This window comes from Jiangella rhizosphaerae (assembly GCF_003579925.1).
Lineage (GTDB): Bacteria > Actinomycetota > Actinomycetes > Jiangellales > Jiangellaceae > Jiangella > Jiangella rhizosphaerae.
This window is the reverse complement of the sequence record NZ_QUAL01000405.1, coordinates 1-13,110: the sequence shown is the minus strand read 5'-3', so window position 1 is coordinate 13,110 and position 13,110 is coordinate 1. Positions and strand designations below refer to the sequence as shown.

At 73.6% G+C, this 13,110-nt stretch carries 12 protein-coding genes; 3 read left to right on the top strand and 9 right to left on the bottom strand.

Annotated features, from left to right (window positions below):
• Nucleotides 1–223: 223 nt before the first annotated feature.
• On the bottom strand, nucleotides 224–1,402 hold the full coding sequence (locus tag DY240_RS27290) for a PQQ-dependent sugar dehydrogenase (protein WP_199702593.1): 1,179 nt from the start codon (nucleotides 1,400–1,402) through the stop codon (nucleotides 224–226).
• 41 nt (nucleotides 1,403–1,443) lie between these two features.
• Here DY240_RS27290 and DY240_RS27285 point away from each other — a divergent pair, with 41 nt between their 5' ends.
• The gene (locus tag DY240_RS27285; RefSeq protein ID WP_119662813.1) at nucleotides 1,444–2,403 is read left to right on the top strand and encodes a 2-hydroxyacid dehydrogenase; all 960 of its coding nucleotides are present in this window, start codon (nucleotides 1,444–1,446) and stop codon (nucleotides 2,401–2,403) included.
• A 47-nt stretch (nucleotides 2,404–2,450) separates the two neighbouring features.
• Complete coding sequence (locus DY240_RS27280) at nucleotides 2,451–3,542, top strand: WD40/YVTN/BNR-like repeat-containing protein (protein WP_119662812.1); 1,092 nt, start codon at nucleotides 2,451–2,453, stop codon at nucleotides 3,540–3,542.
• 7 nt (nucleotides 3,543–3,549) lie between these two features.
• Here the strand turns inward: DY240_RS27280 and DY240_RS27275 are convergent, their stop codons facing one another.
• Genes DY240_RS27275 through DY240_RS27240 form a run of 8 tightly spaced genes read right to left on the bottom strand, consistent with a single transcriptional unit; the run spans nucleotide 3,550 to nucleotide 12,527 of the window.
• The gene (locus tag DY240_RS27275; RefSeq protein WP_119662811.1) at nucleotides 3,550–5,727 is read right to left on the bottom strand and encodes an MGH1-like glycoside hydrolase domain-containing protein; all 2,178 of its coding nucleotides are present in this window, start codon (nucleotides 5,725–5,727) and stop codon (nucleotides 3,550–3,552) included.
• Nucleotides 5,728–5,733: 6 nt separating this feature from the next.
• A complete protein-coding gene (locus DY240_RS27270) occupies nucleotides 5,734–6,504 on the bottom strand; it encodes an HpcH/HpaI aldolase family protein (protein WP_119662810.1) in 771 nt (256 codons plus the stop codon).
• 18 nt (nucleotides 6,505–6,522) lie between these two features.
• Nucleotides 6,523–7,440: an aldo/keto reductase gene (locus DY240_RS27265; protein WP_119662817.1), complete on the bottom strand. Its 918-nt coding sequence runs from the start codon at nucleotides 7,438–7,440 to the stop codon at nucleotides 6,523–6,525.
• A gap of 26 nt (nucleotides 7,441–7,466) precedes the next feature.
• Entirely contained in the window at nucleotides 7,467–8,300 is an 834-nt protein-coding gene (locus tag DY240_RS27260; RefSeq protein WP_119662809.1) for an ATP-binding cassette domain-containing protein, read from the bottom strand.
• 3 nt (nucleotides 8,301–8,303) lie between these two features.
• The gene (locus tag DY240_RS27255) at nucleotides 8,304–9,104 is read right to left on the bottom strand and encodes an ABC transporter ATP-binding protein (protein WP_119662808.1); all 801 of its coding nucleotides are present in this window, start codon (nucleotides 9,102–9,104) and stop codon (nucleotides 8,304–8,306) included.
• Nucleotides 9,101–10,009, bottom strand: coding sequence for an ABC transporter permease (locus DY240_RS27250; RefSeq protein ID WP_119662807.1), 909 nt, complete (start codon nucleotides 10,007–10,009; stop codon nucleotides 9,101–9,103). The genes DY240_RS27255 and DY240_RS27250 overlap by 4 nt, the downstream gene beginning before the upstream one ends.
• Nucleotides 10,006–10,941, bottom strand: coding sequence for an ABC transporter permease (locus DY240_RS27245; RefSeq protein WP_119662816.1), 936 nt, complete (start codon nucleotides 10,939–10,941; stop codon nucleotides 10,006–10,008). The genes DY240_RS27250 and DY240_RS27245 overlap by 4 nt, the downstream gene beginning before the upstream one ends.
• A gap of 2 nt (nucleotides 10,942–10,943) precedes the next feature.
• Nucleotides 10,944–12,527 carry an ABC transporter substrate-binding protein gene (locus tag DY240_RS27240; protein WP_119662815.1) on the bottom strand — a complete coding sequence of 528 codons (1,584 nt, stop codon included), beginning with the start codon at nucleotides 12,525–12,527 and terminating at the stop codon, nucleotides 10,944–10,946.
• Between the two features lie 156 nt (nucleotides 12,528–12,683).
• On the opposite strand from DY240_RS27240, the gene DY240_RS27235 reads away from it, so the two are divergent.
• Nucleotides 12,684–13,110: four-carbon acid sugar kinase family protein (locus tag DY240_RS27235; protein ID WP_199702581.1), on the top strand; the 427-nt coding region annotated here is incomplete at its 3' end.

Genomic DNA, 13,110 nt, shown 5'->3' with positions numbered 1-13,110 from the left:
GGCGCCCGCACCCGGCCCGGCACCGCCCGGCCCGGCGCCCGCACCCGGCCCGGCACCGCTCGGCCCGGCAACGCCCGGCATCGTCTCGTTGGCCATGCCCCAACGCTAGAACCGAATCGATCTCCGAAGGCTCCGACTCGGTGACGATCGTCCCCTGATTCCGGGACCGGGGACCACCCTGACCACGAACGTCCGAAACGTCCCCCGACCAGGCCGAAGAGCCCTACGGGGTGAGCGTCAGCCGCAGGATCCGGTCGTCGCCGTCGCGAGGCGAGCCGCGCCCGTCGGTGTTGTTCGTCAGCACCCACAGCGTCCCGTCCGGAGCGACGACGGCGTCGCGCAGGCGCCCGAACTCGGTCACGAACGCCGCAGGCTCGCCGGCCTCCCCGCCGGACGACAGCGGCACCTGCCACAGCCGCTCACCCCGCAGGGCCGCGACGAACAGGGTGTCGCGGACGTATGCCAGTCCGCTCGGCGACGACTCCGACGTCGGCCGCCACTCCACGACAGGGTCGACGTAGTCGGGCGCGCCGCCGATCCCCTCGACGAACGGCCAGCCGTAGTTCCCACCGGCGACGATGAGGTTGACCTCGTCGGCCTCGCGGTCGCCGAACTCCGACGCCCACAGCCGGCCCTCGTCGTCGAAGGCCAGGCCCTCGACGTTGCGGTGACCGTAGGACCAGATCGGCGACCCGTCGAACGGGTTGTCGGGGGGCACCTCTCCGGACGGCGCGATGCGCAGGATCTTCCCGCCCAGGCTGCCGAGGTCCTGCGCGTCGTCGGGGTTGCCGCTCTCGCCGGTCGAGATGTACAGCATGCCGTCGGGCCCGAACGCCAGCCGCCCGCCGTCGTGCCGCGTCCCCGCGGGAATCCCGTCCAGCACCACCGAGAACTCTCCCAGCGCGCCGTTCGCGTAGGTCGACCGCTGCACCACGTTCTGCGCGCCCATCGTCGCGTAGACGTACAGGTCGGCCGGCGACGCGGGGTCGAACGCGATGCCCAGCAGCCCGCCCTCGCCCGTCCCGTCCACCCCCGGGACGGCACCGACCGGCGTCACCGTCCCGGAATCGTCGACCAGCACGATGGTGCCCTCGTCGCGCTGCGTCACCAGCGCCTGCCCGTCGCTGCCGGGCACGAACGCGATGCTCCACGGCGCGGCCAGCCCCGTCACGATCTCTTCTCCGGACGACGGCGTGACCGGCCCCGGCTGCGCGGCGGGCGAGGACGGCGACGACGTTCCCGGCGACAGCGGCGCCGACGGTGACGCGGACCCACCCGGCGACGACGCCGACGGCGCCCCGGACGGCGACGGCGAACCGTCCGACCCGGATCCGGACGACGAGCAGGACGCGCCGGCCACGGCCAGCGCCGCGATGACCACGATCATCCGCCGGATGGACACGCACCCATCGTGTCACGCGCGGAACGGTAGGTTCGAGGACCATGGTGGACGTCCTCATCCCGTTCCCGGCCGACTCGCTGGCGCTGCCGACCGGCCTCGACGTGCACGTCTGGGCCGGCGAACCGACCACGAGCACCGGGCCGGACATGCTGACCAGCAACGACACATCGGGCATCCCGTCGCAGGACGTGCTGGACCGCGTCGAGTACTACGTCATCCCGTACGGCTTCTCGCCGGCGGCCGTCGAGCTGCTCGACCGGCTGCCGAAGCTGCGCGCCGTCCAGACGCTCACCGCCGGCTACGAGCACGTGCTGCCCTACGTGCGCGACGGGCTCACGCTCTGCAACGCGCGCGGTGTGCACGACGCCAGCACCGCCGAGCTCGCGGTGACGCTCACGCTGGCGACGCTGCGCGGCATCCCGGCGTTCGTGCGCGCGGCGCCGACGGGGGAGTGGCTGCAGGGCTGGTACGACTCGCTGGCCGACCGGACGGTGCTCATCGTCGGCTACGGGGCGATCGGGCGGGCCATCGAGACGCGGCTGCAGCCGTTCGAGTGCGACGTGCTCAAGGTCGCCCGCACCGCGCGCGAGGGCGTCGCCGGTTTCGACGCGCTGCCCGAGCTGCTCGGCCGGGCCGACGTCGTCATCCTCATCCTGCCGCTGACCGACGAGACCCGCGGCATGGTCGACGCGGAGTTCCTCGGCCGCATGCGCGACGGGGCGGTGCTGGTCAACGTCGCGCGGGGGCCGATCGTCGACACCGACGCGCTGGTCGCCGAGGTCGGCTCGGGCCGCATCCGCGCCGCCATGGACGTCACCGACCCCGAGCCGCTGCCGCCCGGCCACCCGCTGTGGACGCTGCCCGGTGCGCTGATCTCGCCGCACGTCGGCGGCCTGTCGTCGGCGTTCCTGCCGCGGGCCCGGCGGCTGGTGCAGTCGCAGCTGACGCGGCTGGCGGCCGGCGAGCCGCTCGCCAACGTGGTGGTCGGCCCGGGAGCCTGACCAACCGGCGCCGCCCGGCGTAGCGTAAGGCGGCGGGAGGCGATCGCATGAACGACGTCCTGCTCGCCGTCGGCACGAAGAAGGGCCTGTGGCTGCTGCGCAGCGCCGACCGCCGGACGTGGTCGGTCGACGGGCCGCACTTCCTGATGAGCTCCGTCGCGGCGTGCGCCATCGACACCCGCGGCGACCGGCCACGCCTGCTGGTGGGGGCGAGCAGCTCGCACTGGGGGCCGGGGGTCTCGTGGTCCGACGACCTCGGCGCTACGTGGACCGAGGCGGCCGACGGCAGCGGCATCCGGTTCCCGGCCGAGGCCGGTGCGTCGGTCGAGGCGGTGTGGCAGCTCCGGCCCGACACCGCCGGACGACCGGGCGTGGTCTGGGCCGGCTCGCAGCCGTCGGCGCTCTGGCGCTCAGACGACGGCGGCGAGACGTTCGCGCTGGTCGAGTCGCTGTGGAACCACCCGCACCGGCCGACTTGGGAGGCCGGCTTCGGCGGCCAGGCCATTCACACCGTCCTGCCGCACCCGAGCGACGACCAGCGGGTGCTCGTCGCGATGTCCACCGGCGGCGTCTACGTGTCCGACGACGGCGCCGCCAGCTGGTCGCCGTCGAACGCCGGCATCCGCGCCGACTTCCTGCCCGGCGACGCGCCCGAGTACGGCCAGTGCGTGCACAAGGTGTCGCGCGACGCGACCGACCCGGACCGCCTCTACGCGCAGAACCACGGCGGCGTGTACCGCTCCGGCGACGGCGGCGCGACGTGGGCGCCGATCGACGGCGGGCTGCCGGCCGACTTCGGCTTCCCGATCGTCGCCCATCCGCACCGCGGCGAGACCGCGTGGGTCGCGCCGCTCATCGCCGACGGCGAGCGCACCCCGCCGGAGCGGCAGCTGCAGGTCTGGCGCACCGAGGACGCCGGCACGACGTGGTCGCGGTCGGCGGACGGGCTGCCCGGCGGGTTCTACGGGGTCGTCCTGCGCGACGCGATGTGCGCCGACGACGTCGACGGCGCGGCCGGCGTGTACGTCGGCACGCGCGACGGTTCGGTCTACGCCAGCGCCGACGAGGGCGAGACCTGGACCGAGGTCATCCGCCACCTGCCCGACGTGCTCTGCGTCCGCGCCGCGGCGATCGCCTGAGGAGGGGTCACGTCAGCGCGACGGTGAGCGCGGCGAGCCCCGGCGCGGCCGCGGCCTCGGCGCCGTCGACGACGACGTGCAGCCCGCGCTCGCGGTCGAACGCGACGTCGACGGTGTGCCCGGCGACCCGCACCCCGGTGAGGGCGAACCAGCTCAGCCCGATGTCCAGAGGGTCGACGGTGAGGGCGCCGGGACCCACCTCGAGGCCGGCGACGTAGCGGACCAGCAGGTCGACGACGTAGGAGTGCAGGTAGTCGACCTCGTCGCTGATCGGCTCGCCGGTCTCGCTGTTGTAGTGCTCGACGAGGTACGGGGTGCGGCCGTCGTGCTGCTGGAAGTGCAGCAGCGCGTAGGAGCGCAGCAGCCGGCCGAAGTCGGCGTCGTAGCGGTGGCCGAACCGCCGGCTGGTCGCGCCGATGCCGTCGATGACGACGCTGTTGGTGTACGGCCAGGCCGGGCCGTTCCAGGAGCAGCCGTTGCGGCCTTTGACGAACACGCCGCGCCAGTCGCCGGTGGGGCTGTACACCGGGCAGTCCGGCGCCGTGGAGGGCAGCGGCGCGCCGGTGGAGAACAGCCGCAACGCCGCCTCGAAGCCGGGCAGGTGCTCGGCGCCCACGATGCCGGCCCAGTACGGGTAGAACCCGACGACGTTGCGGACCATGGCCTGCTGGTCGGTGCGGTGGTGCAGGTCGTAGAAGAACCCGGTGCCGGCGTCCCACTGCTTCGCCAGCACCTGTGCGGCGACGGCGTCGGCGAGCGCGTCGAACTCGGCCGCGCCGTCGCCGCCGTCGCCATCGCCGCCGTCGCCGCCGAGCAGGCGGGTCAGGCCGGCGACGCCGCGGGCGTTGCGGTAGTGGTAGATCGCGCGGTCGACCCGCTTCAGCGGCGTGTACCCGGACCGGTCGCGAGGATCGGCGGGGTAGTCGTGGAACGCCCAGTAACTGGGCTGGTACTCCTTGCCGGTCAGGATGTGCTCGGTCTCGACCGGCAGCTCGTCGCCGCCGGTGGCGAGCGCCGCCCGCTCGCCGCGGACCTGCGCCGCCAGCGAGTCGCGCATCGCCGCCGCGCCGTCGACGTCGCGGTGGACCAGCGCGTACTGGTAGCTGGCCCAGCCGAGGAAGTTCGCGTACGCGTGGAACTCACCGGCGACGGTGCGGCTGCGGTAGAGCCCGTCGGCGCCCTGGGCCGCCTGCAGGGTGCGCCAGAGCCCGGCGCCGAGCGAGGGGTCGGGATGCCAGCGCGCCTCGAGCAGGTGCATCGGGCTGGACAGCGGGATGAGCTTGCTGAACTCCCAGCCGGCCGGGTCCCACGGCGTCTTGCTCATCTTGTGCGCGCGGCCCTCGTAGAACAGCGGGCCGGGCAGCCCGCCGACGCCGGGGACGGCGAGGTTGTGCCGCAGCAGGAACCACCGGTACGCCCACGTGCGGGTGAGCACCGGGTCGCTGCAGTCGAACGACGGCACGGCGTCGAACCAGCGCTGGTACTCGCGGACCTGCCGGTCGACGACGGGGTGCGGCCGCGGCTGCGCGGGGGTGCTCGCGATGACGGCCGGGCCGCGGCCGTCGCGGCGGTCGCGGCCCTCCGGCGCGCCCGCCGGGACGGACAGCACGGCGTCGAGCCGGCGCTCGAGGTCGTCGCTGGTCTCGGTCTCGGCGAGCCCGAGGGCCGCGGCGACGACGAGCTCGACCCGCTCGCCCGGACCGACCGTGAGCCCGTCCCAGACGGCGGGCTCCGACGGGCGCACCAGCGCGAGCACGGTGAACCCGTGCCGCTCGACCGGCCGCGAGCCGAACCCGCCGGCGTCGACCCAGGACCGGTCGACCCGCAGGCGCAGCGTCACCGGCGCGGTGCCTCGGTTGGTCCACACCTGCGCCGACACCGCGCAGTCGTCCCAGGTGACGAACTTGTCCTCGGTGAACTCCACGCCCGAGCCGCTCGAGGCCGACACCGTCAGCCGGCTGGGCCGCCAGGTCGCCTCCCACGGCGCCGGGAGGTCCACGCCGGTGACGGTGAACAGCAGGGGGATGTTGAGCTTGTGCACGAGGTCGATCGCGCCGGCGAAGCCCGGCCGCGGCTCCAGGTAGTCGGCCCACAGCCGGGCGCCGGTCGGCCCGAGCAGGAACGTGCCGGGCCGAGTGCGCAGCCCGCGCCGGCCGGTGACCAGAGCGTCGTCGATCGCCTCCATGGACCGTCAGCTCCGCGCCGCCGCCAGGTGCGCCGCCGCGGCCTGCTCGAGGTGTACGAGGTCGGAGCTGACCGTCGCGAACGTGAACCCCTGCGCCAGCCGCCGCTGCGCCGTCGCACCGTCGGGACAGTGGATGCCGGCCGCGATGCCCTGGGCCGACGCGGCTCGCGCGACCCGGCCGGCGGCTTCGTCGAGCCGGTCGGCGACCGCGGGGTCGGTCGACGAGGCGCCGCCGAGGGCGAGGGTGAGGTCGGACGGGCCGACGTAGACGCCGTCGAGGCCGGGCGTCGCCGCGATGGCCTCGACGTTCTCCAGCGCGATGAGTGTCTCGATCATGACGACGCACAGCACGTGCGCGTTGGCCTCGGCCGGCGCCGGCCCGATGCGCAGACCGGCCCGCATGGGGCCATAACTGCGGCCGCCCTCGGGCGGGTAGCGGCAGGCCCGGACGGCGGCGGCCGCCTGCTCGGCGGTGTCGACCAGCGGGACGATGACGCCGTGTGCGCCGGCGTCGAGCGCCTGCCCGATGAAGGTGAGGTCGTTGGCCGGGACGCGGACCAGGCCCGCGCTGCGTCCGCCGGCCTCGATCGCGAGGAGCGCGGTGAGCCAGCCCTTGTAGTCGAGGAGTCCGTGCTGGGCGTCGATGCCGACGTAGTCGTAGCCGAGCCGGGCGATGCGCTCGGTGCCGGCCGGGTTGTCGGTGGCGATCCAGTAGCCGACGCACCGCTCGCGGCGGCGGATGCGGTCGATGGCGTCGAACGCGGCGGACGTGGTCACAGGCGGTACTCCAGACTCTCAGCGGTTGTAGGCGGGCATCGGGCCGCGCAGCTGCCGGCCCACATCGTCGCAGCGGCGGGCGACGTCGGCGGGGAGCGGGCCGCGAGCCAGCGCCGCGAGGTTCGCCGTCAGGTGCGCCGGCTTCGACGCCCCCAGCAGCACCGACCCGACCACCGGCTGCGACGCGAGCCAGCGCAGCGCCAGCTCGGGCAGCGAGACGCCGGCGTCCGCCGCGATGGCCGTCAGCGCGTCGACCGCCTCGAGCAGCCGTGGGTCCCAGTAGCGCTCGCGGTACATCGGCGCGAGCCGCGACGTGGCGAACCGGCCCTCGCCGGGCGTGGCCCCGGAGGCGTACCGGCCGGACAGCAGTCCGCCGCCCAGCGGGTTGTAGACCATCGTCTCGATGCCGCTGGCCAGTGCGAACGCGACGTACTCGTCGTCGATGCGGCGCGCGACGAGGTTGTAGAGCTGCTGCGCGACGACGGGGCCGGGCAGCCCGGCGGCGGCGAACAGGTGCCACAGCTCGGCGATCTGCCAGGCGGCGAAGTTCGACACGCCGACCCGGCCGATGAGCCCCTCGGCGGCCAGCTTCGCGACCTCGGCGACGGTGTCGGCCGGCGGCGTCGCGGGATCGGGCTGGTGCAGGTAGAACAGGTCGACGTGGTCGAGCCGGAGCCGGCGCAGGCTGCCCTCGAGGCTGGCCCGGACGGCCCGCGGCGACAGTGGCGGCGCGTCGCCGGCGTCGGGGTGCGGGATGCCGGCCTTCGTGGCGACGGTGAACCGGCCGGGCCGTCGCGCCAGCAGCTCGCCGAGCATCTCCTCGGTGGCGCCGCCGGCGTAGGCGTTGGCGGTGTCGATCTCGGTGACCCCGGCGTCGTGGGCGAGGTCGAGCATGCCGGCCGCGGTGTCGTGGTCGACGGTGTCGCCGAAGGTCATGGTGCCGAGGACGGCGCGGGGGATGGTCACGAGACGGCTCCTGCACTGGTCGCGGGGGCGAACAGCCGCGGCTTGCGGCCGGCGATGAGGGCCGGGTCGAGGGCCGCGCGGCGCAGCCGGCGGGTGTAGTCGTGCCGCGGCCGGGCCAGCACCTCCTCGGTCGGGCCGTGCTCGACGAACCGGCCCTGCGACATGACCGCGACCTCCTGGCTGATCTCGCGGACCACGCCGAGGTTGTGCGAGATGAACAGGTACGCGATGCCCTCCTGCTCCTGCAGCTCGCGCAGGAGGTCGAGCACCTGCGCCTGCACCGAGACGTCGAGCGCGCTGGTCGCCTCGTCGCAGATGAGGATCTTCGGCCGGCTGGCCAGCGCCCGGGCGATGCCGATGCGCTGGCGCTGCCCGCCGGAGAACTCCGGCGGCCGCCGGTCGGCGTGCTCGGGCTTGAGGCCGACGCGTCGCAGCAGCTCGACGGCCTGCCGGCGACGCTCGCCGCGGTCGCGGACCCCACGCAGCCGCAGCGGCTCGGCGACGATGCCGGCCGCGGTGAGGTGCGGGTCGAGCGAGCCGTAGGGGTCTTGGAAGATCATCTGGATGTCGCCGCGCAGCGGCCGCAGCTCCTTCTCCGACAGCGTCGCGAGGTCGCGCCCGGCGTACCGGATGGACCCCGCGGCCGGGGATTCGAGCCGGACCAACGTCCTGGCCAGGGTGGACTTCCCGCAGCCGGACTCACCGACGACGGCCAGGGTCCGGCCGGCCATGAGGTCGAACTCGACGCCGTCGACGACCCGGTTGCGGTGGCCGTGGGTGGTGAACTCGACGGCGAGGCCGCGCACGGAGAGCAGCGGATCGTTCGTCATCTCTCAGTCTCCTTCCCAGGCGCCCAGCCGCGGCACGGCGTCGAGCAGCCGTCGGGTGTAGTCCTGCTGCGGCGCGCCGACGACTGCCTCGACCTCGCCGCTCTCGACGAACCGGCCGTCGCGCATGACGTGGACGCGGTCGCTGACCAGCCGCGCCACGCCGATGTCGTGGGTGATCATGAGGATGCCGGCCGACGTGCGCTCCTGCAGGTCCATCAGCAGGTCGAGGATGCCGGCCTGCACGGTGACGTCGAGGGCGCTGGTGGGCTCGTCGGCGACCAGCAGGTGCGGATCGATGGCCAGCGCCATCGCGATGAGCACCCGTTGCAGCATGCCGCCGGACAGCTGGTGCGGATAGGCGTCGAGCCGGCGCCGGGGATCGGTGATGCGCACGGCGTCGAGCAGCTCCGCGGCGTGCTCGCGCCGCGCGGACCGGGACAGCCCGGCGTCCTTGCGGGCCAGCACCTCGCCCAGCTGCTTGCCGATGGTCGACACCGGGCTGAGCGCCGTCATCGGGTCCTGCGGGATCATCGCGACGGTCCGCCCACGCAGCTTCGCCGCCTCGCCCGGCCGCGCGACGACGTCGACGCCGTCGATGAGACAGCGGCCGGACACGACTGCGAGGTTGGCCGGTAGCAGCGCCTGAACGGCCATGGCGGTGGTCGACTTGCCGCTGCCGGACTCGCCGATCAGCGTGACGGTCTCGGACCGGCCGACGGTGAACGAGACGCCGTCGACCGCGCGGACGACACCGCCCGCGGTCATCAGCTCGACCTGCAGGTGCTGGACGTCGAGCAGCGTCATCGCGACTCTCCCTTCGCCGCCCGGGACCGGGACACGCGGTCGCGCAGCCCGTCGCCGAGGAGGTTGACCCCGACCACCAGCAGCACGATGACCAGCCCGGTCAGCGTGACCAGCCACCATGAGGTCGTGATGTAGCCCTGGCCGTCGGAGATGATGCGGCCCCACGTGGGGTGCGGCCGCTCGACCCCGGCGCCGAGGAAGCTCAGCGCGCTCTCCAGCAGCACCGCCTGCGCCAGGAGCAGCAGCATGACCACGACCACCTGGTTGATGATGTTCGGCACGACGTGGCGCAGCAGCACCGCCGCGCGCCGCAGGCCGAGCACCCTAGCCGCGGCGACGTACGGTTTCTCGCGTTCGACCAGCACCATCGCCCGGGTCAGCCGGGCCGGCTCGGGCCACTGGGCGAACGCGATGACCAGGGTGATGACGGTGATGGACGGGCCGAACAGCGCGACGACGAGCAATAGCAGGAGCAGCAGCGGCACCGACATCTGAGCTTCCAGCAGCCGCGACACGACGGCGTCGACCGAGCGGCCGTAGTAGCCGGCGGCCGCGCCGGCGATGACGCCGACCACGCCCGACACCAGCACCGCCAGCACGCCGATCGTCAGCGACACCTGGCCGCCGTGCAGGATGCGCGACAGCAGGTCGCGGCCGAGCTGGTCGGTGCCGAACAGGTGACCGTCGGTGAACGGCGGCAGCCGGCGCTGCGAGAGGTCCTGCTCCAGTGGGTCGGGCAGCGGGAGCACACCGGCCAGCAGGATCGGCACGACGACGATGCCGGCCAGCACCGCGCCGAGCACGATCTTGAGCCGGCTGGCCCGGCGGCGTAGCGCCGCGGCCGAGGACCTGAGCCGGTCGGCCGTGACGGCGCTCGGCCGGGCGGCCTGTGTCTGCGTCGTCATCGCGACACCGCCTTTCCGACGCGCACCCGCGGATCGAACAGCGGGTACAGGAGGTCGACGAGCAACTGGACGCCGATGGCCAGCAGGCTGGTCACCAGCACGGTCGCCTGGATCAGCGGGTAGTCGCGGGTCTCCAGCGCCCGCACCACCAGTGAGCCGATGCCGGGCCAGGCGAACACCACCTCGACCACCACGACGCCGTTGAGCATGGCCGCGAACCGGGTGCCCAGCGCCGTGACGACCGGGATGGAGGAGTTGGCGAACGCGTAGCGCCAGGTCAGCGCCCGCTCCGCGACGCCCCGCGAGCGGGCCACCGTGACATACGGTGCCGCGAGGTTGCCGGCCATCTCGCGGTGCACCAGCCGGGAGATCAGCGCGATCTGCAGCAACGCGATGGTGACGGCCGGCAGCACCAGCCCGGACCACGACGTGAACCCGGACGCCGGGAAGACCGGCACCACCACCGCGAGCAGGGTGAGCAGCATGATGCCGGTCCAGAACTCCGGCATCGACTGCCCGGCGATGGTGCCGATGTTGGCGCCGACGTCCCAGCCGCTGTTGGCCCGGCGGGCGGTGAAGATGCCCAGCGGGATGGCGATGAGCGCCGTCAGCAGGATGGCCGCGCCGGCGAGCGTGATGGTGTACGGCAGGCGCTCGAGCACGACGTCGAGCGCCGGCTGGCGGAAGGAGTAGGACAGGCCGAGGTCGCCCTGCACCAGCCCGGTGATGAAGTGCCAGTACTGCTGCGGGACGGACCCCACCAGGCCGAGCTCGTCGCGGATGGCCTGCAGGTCCTCCGTCGTCGCCGTCGGCCCGCCGATGGCCGCGGCCGGGTCGCCCGGCGCCAGGCGGACCAGCACGAACACCGTCGAGACGATGAGGAACACGGTGAGCAGGCTCTGCGCGACCCGCAACGCCAGATATCGCGCCATGATCACCCCTCCTCGAGCCGCACCGCGGCGAGGTCGTAGGAGTTGATGGGCAGCAGGTCGAGGCCGCTCACGGTGTCGCGGTGGGCGAGCAGGACGTCCTGCGTGAACGCCCACATGGCCGGCCAGAGGTCCCAGATGGACCGCTGGACGTCCTCGAGCAGCACCGCCCGCCGCTGGTCGTCGGTCTCGGCCGCCGCCGCTCCGATGCCGCCGGCGATGTCGTCGTAGACGAAGCCCATGAACGCGTCGCCGGTCGTCTCCATCTCGGGAGTGCCGCCGAACAGGCCCTTGAGACTCGTCAGCGCCAGGCCGGTCTGGTTGCCGTAGCCGTTGCCGATGATGTCGAAGTCGCCGCCCCGGCCCTGCCGCCAGGTGGGGAGGTCGCCGCCCGGCTCGAACTGGCGCAGGTGCACGCGGACACCGATGTCGCCGAGCATCTGCGCGACCGCCTCCATGACATAGGCGTCGGAGGCGAACTCGCCGGACTCCCAGATGACCGTCAGCTCGAGGTCGTCGACCCCTTCGGCGTCGAGCATCTGCCGCGCCTTGCGCGGATCGAACTCGAACCGGCCGACCTCGAACGCGCCGTCCAGACTCAGCGGGACGACGCCGTCGGTCGGCGTGACGCTGTCGAGCAGGACGTCGCGCACGATGCTCCGGCCGTCGATGGCCAGGCTCAGCGCCTGCCGCACGGAGGCCTTCGACAGCGGGTGTTCCGGCGGCTTGCGGAAGTTGTAGAACAGCTGCACCAGACGGGTGCCCTGGGCCTGCAGCAGGCTGATGCCCGGCAGGCCGTCGAGCTGCTCCGCGGAGTCGGGAGAGATGGAGTCGATGACGTCGACCTCGCCGCTGCGCAGCGCCAGCACCCGGCTGGTCTCCTCGGGGAGGAACCGGATGCGCACCTGCTCGACCCCCGGCGCGGGACCCCAGTAGTCGGGGTTGGCCGCCAGCGTGTAGTCGCCGGTGCCGCGGTTGGCCTGGGTGACGACGTACGGCCCGCTGCCGACGCCGTCGGACAGCTCCTCAGGGAGGTTGGCCGCCGCCGGCGTGATGAGGATGTTGCTCATGAGGGAGTCGAGCCCGACCAGCGGCCGCTGCGTGACGAGGTCGAACGTGCGGTCGTCGATCGGCCGCACCGCCGGCCACTCCGGGAACTGGTTGCCGACGAACGACGCCTCGACCTGCTGGTACATCTCCAGCGCCGTGGCGACGTCGGCGACCGTGACCGGGGTGCCGTCGGAGTACACGGCCTCGGGGCGCAGCCGCACCCGCCAGGCCGTCGGCGAGGCGAGCTCGAAGCTCTCGGCCAGCACCGGCTCGGCGCGCAGGCCGTCGCCGATGCGGGTGAGCGCCTGCCGCACCGCCCGCTGGACGGTGACGTGCGCGTCGAACTGGTTGAGCTTGTTGTCCAGGCTGACCAGCGACCGGTTCAGCGCCAGCGTCAGGGTGCCGGCGCCGGACGTGCCGGTGGGCCCGGCACAGGCCGCGAGCGCCGGACCGAGCGCGATGCCGGCGCCGGCCGCGAAGCCGGCCCGCAGCAGGTCGCGACGGCTGAGGCCGCGGCGCGGCCGTGCGCTGCCGTTCATCGTCACCTCCGGGGGTCCGCGAAGTTGTGCGGGTCACACTTGCACCTTTGCGCGAAACGCGCAAGTAACGTAGCGTTCACTCATGCCGGGAAGGGTCGTAGCGACCATCGCGGCCCCACTGCTCGTGCCGCATCTGTGCAGGAAGGAGTGTGTTCAGTGGACGCTTCCGTGCTGTTGCTCGCCGACGACCTGACCGGTGCGGCCGAGGCGGCGGCGGCGTTCGTGCTGCGCACTCCGCGCATCTTCGACCTGCAAACGTTGTCGGCGATGCGCGCATCGCTCGGCGAGGGCGTGGTCGCCGTCGACACCGATTCACGCTACGCCGGCCCCGAAGTCGCCGCCGACCGGTGCCGGACGGCGCTCGCGCTGCTGCCGCCCGGACGCGTCGTGGTCAAGAAGGTCGACTCGACGCTGCGGGGCCCGCTGGCCGCGGAGCTGGCCGCGCTGCGCGAACCCGGCGGGCTGCTCGTGGTGGCGCCGGCGCTGCCCAGCCTCGGCCGGACCGTCGCCGGGGGAGCGGTCCTGGTCGACGGCGTGCCGCTCGAACGGTCCGCCGCCTGGGCCGCCGAGGGGCGGCCGGCGC

Excerpts from the sequence above, each read along its gene's own strand:
- DY240_RS27240 (WP_119662815.1), bottom strand. The coding sequence starts at position 12,527 with ATGAACGGCAGCGCACGGCCGCGCCGCGGCCTCAGCCGTCGCGACCTG.
- DY240_RS27265 (WP_119662817.1), bottom strand. The coding sequence starts at position 7,440 with ATGACCTTCGGCGACACCGTCGACCACGACACCGCGGCCGGCATGCTC.
- DY240_RS27260 (WP_119662809.1), bottom strand. The coding sequence starts at position 8,300 with ATGACGAACGATCCGCTGCTCTCCGTGCGCGGCCTCGCCGTCGAGTTC.
- DY240_RS27285 (WP_119662813.1), top strand. The coding sequence starts at position 1,444 with ATGGTGGACGTCCTCATCCCGTTCCCGGCCGACTCGCTGGCGCTGCCG.
- DY240_RS27280 (WP_119662812.1), top strand. The coding sequence starts at position 2,451 with ATGAACGACGTCCTGCTCGCCGTCGGCACGAAGAAGGGCCTGTGGCTG.
- DY240_RS27250 (WP_119662807.1), bottom strand. The coding sequence starts at position 10,009 with ATGACGACGCAGACACAGGCCGCCCGGCCGAGCGCCGTCACGGCCGAC.
- DY240_RS27255 (WP_119662808.1), bottom strand. The coding sequence starts at position 9,104 with ATGACGCTGCTCGACGTCCAGCACCTGCAGGTCGAGCTGATGACCGCG.
- DY240_RS27275 (WP_119662811.1), bottom strand. The coding sequence starts at position 5,727 with ATGGAGGCGATCGACGACGCTCTGGTCACCGGCCGGCGCGGGCTGCGC.
- DY240_RS27245 (WP_119662816.1), bottom strand. The coding sequence starts at position 10,941 with ATGGCGCGATATCTGGCGTTGCGGGTCGCGCAGAGCCTGCTCACCGTG.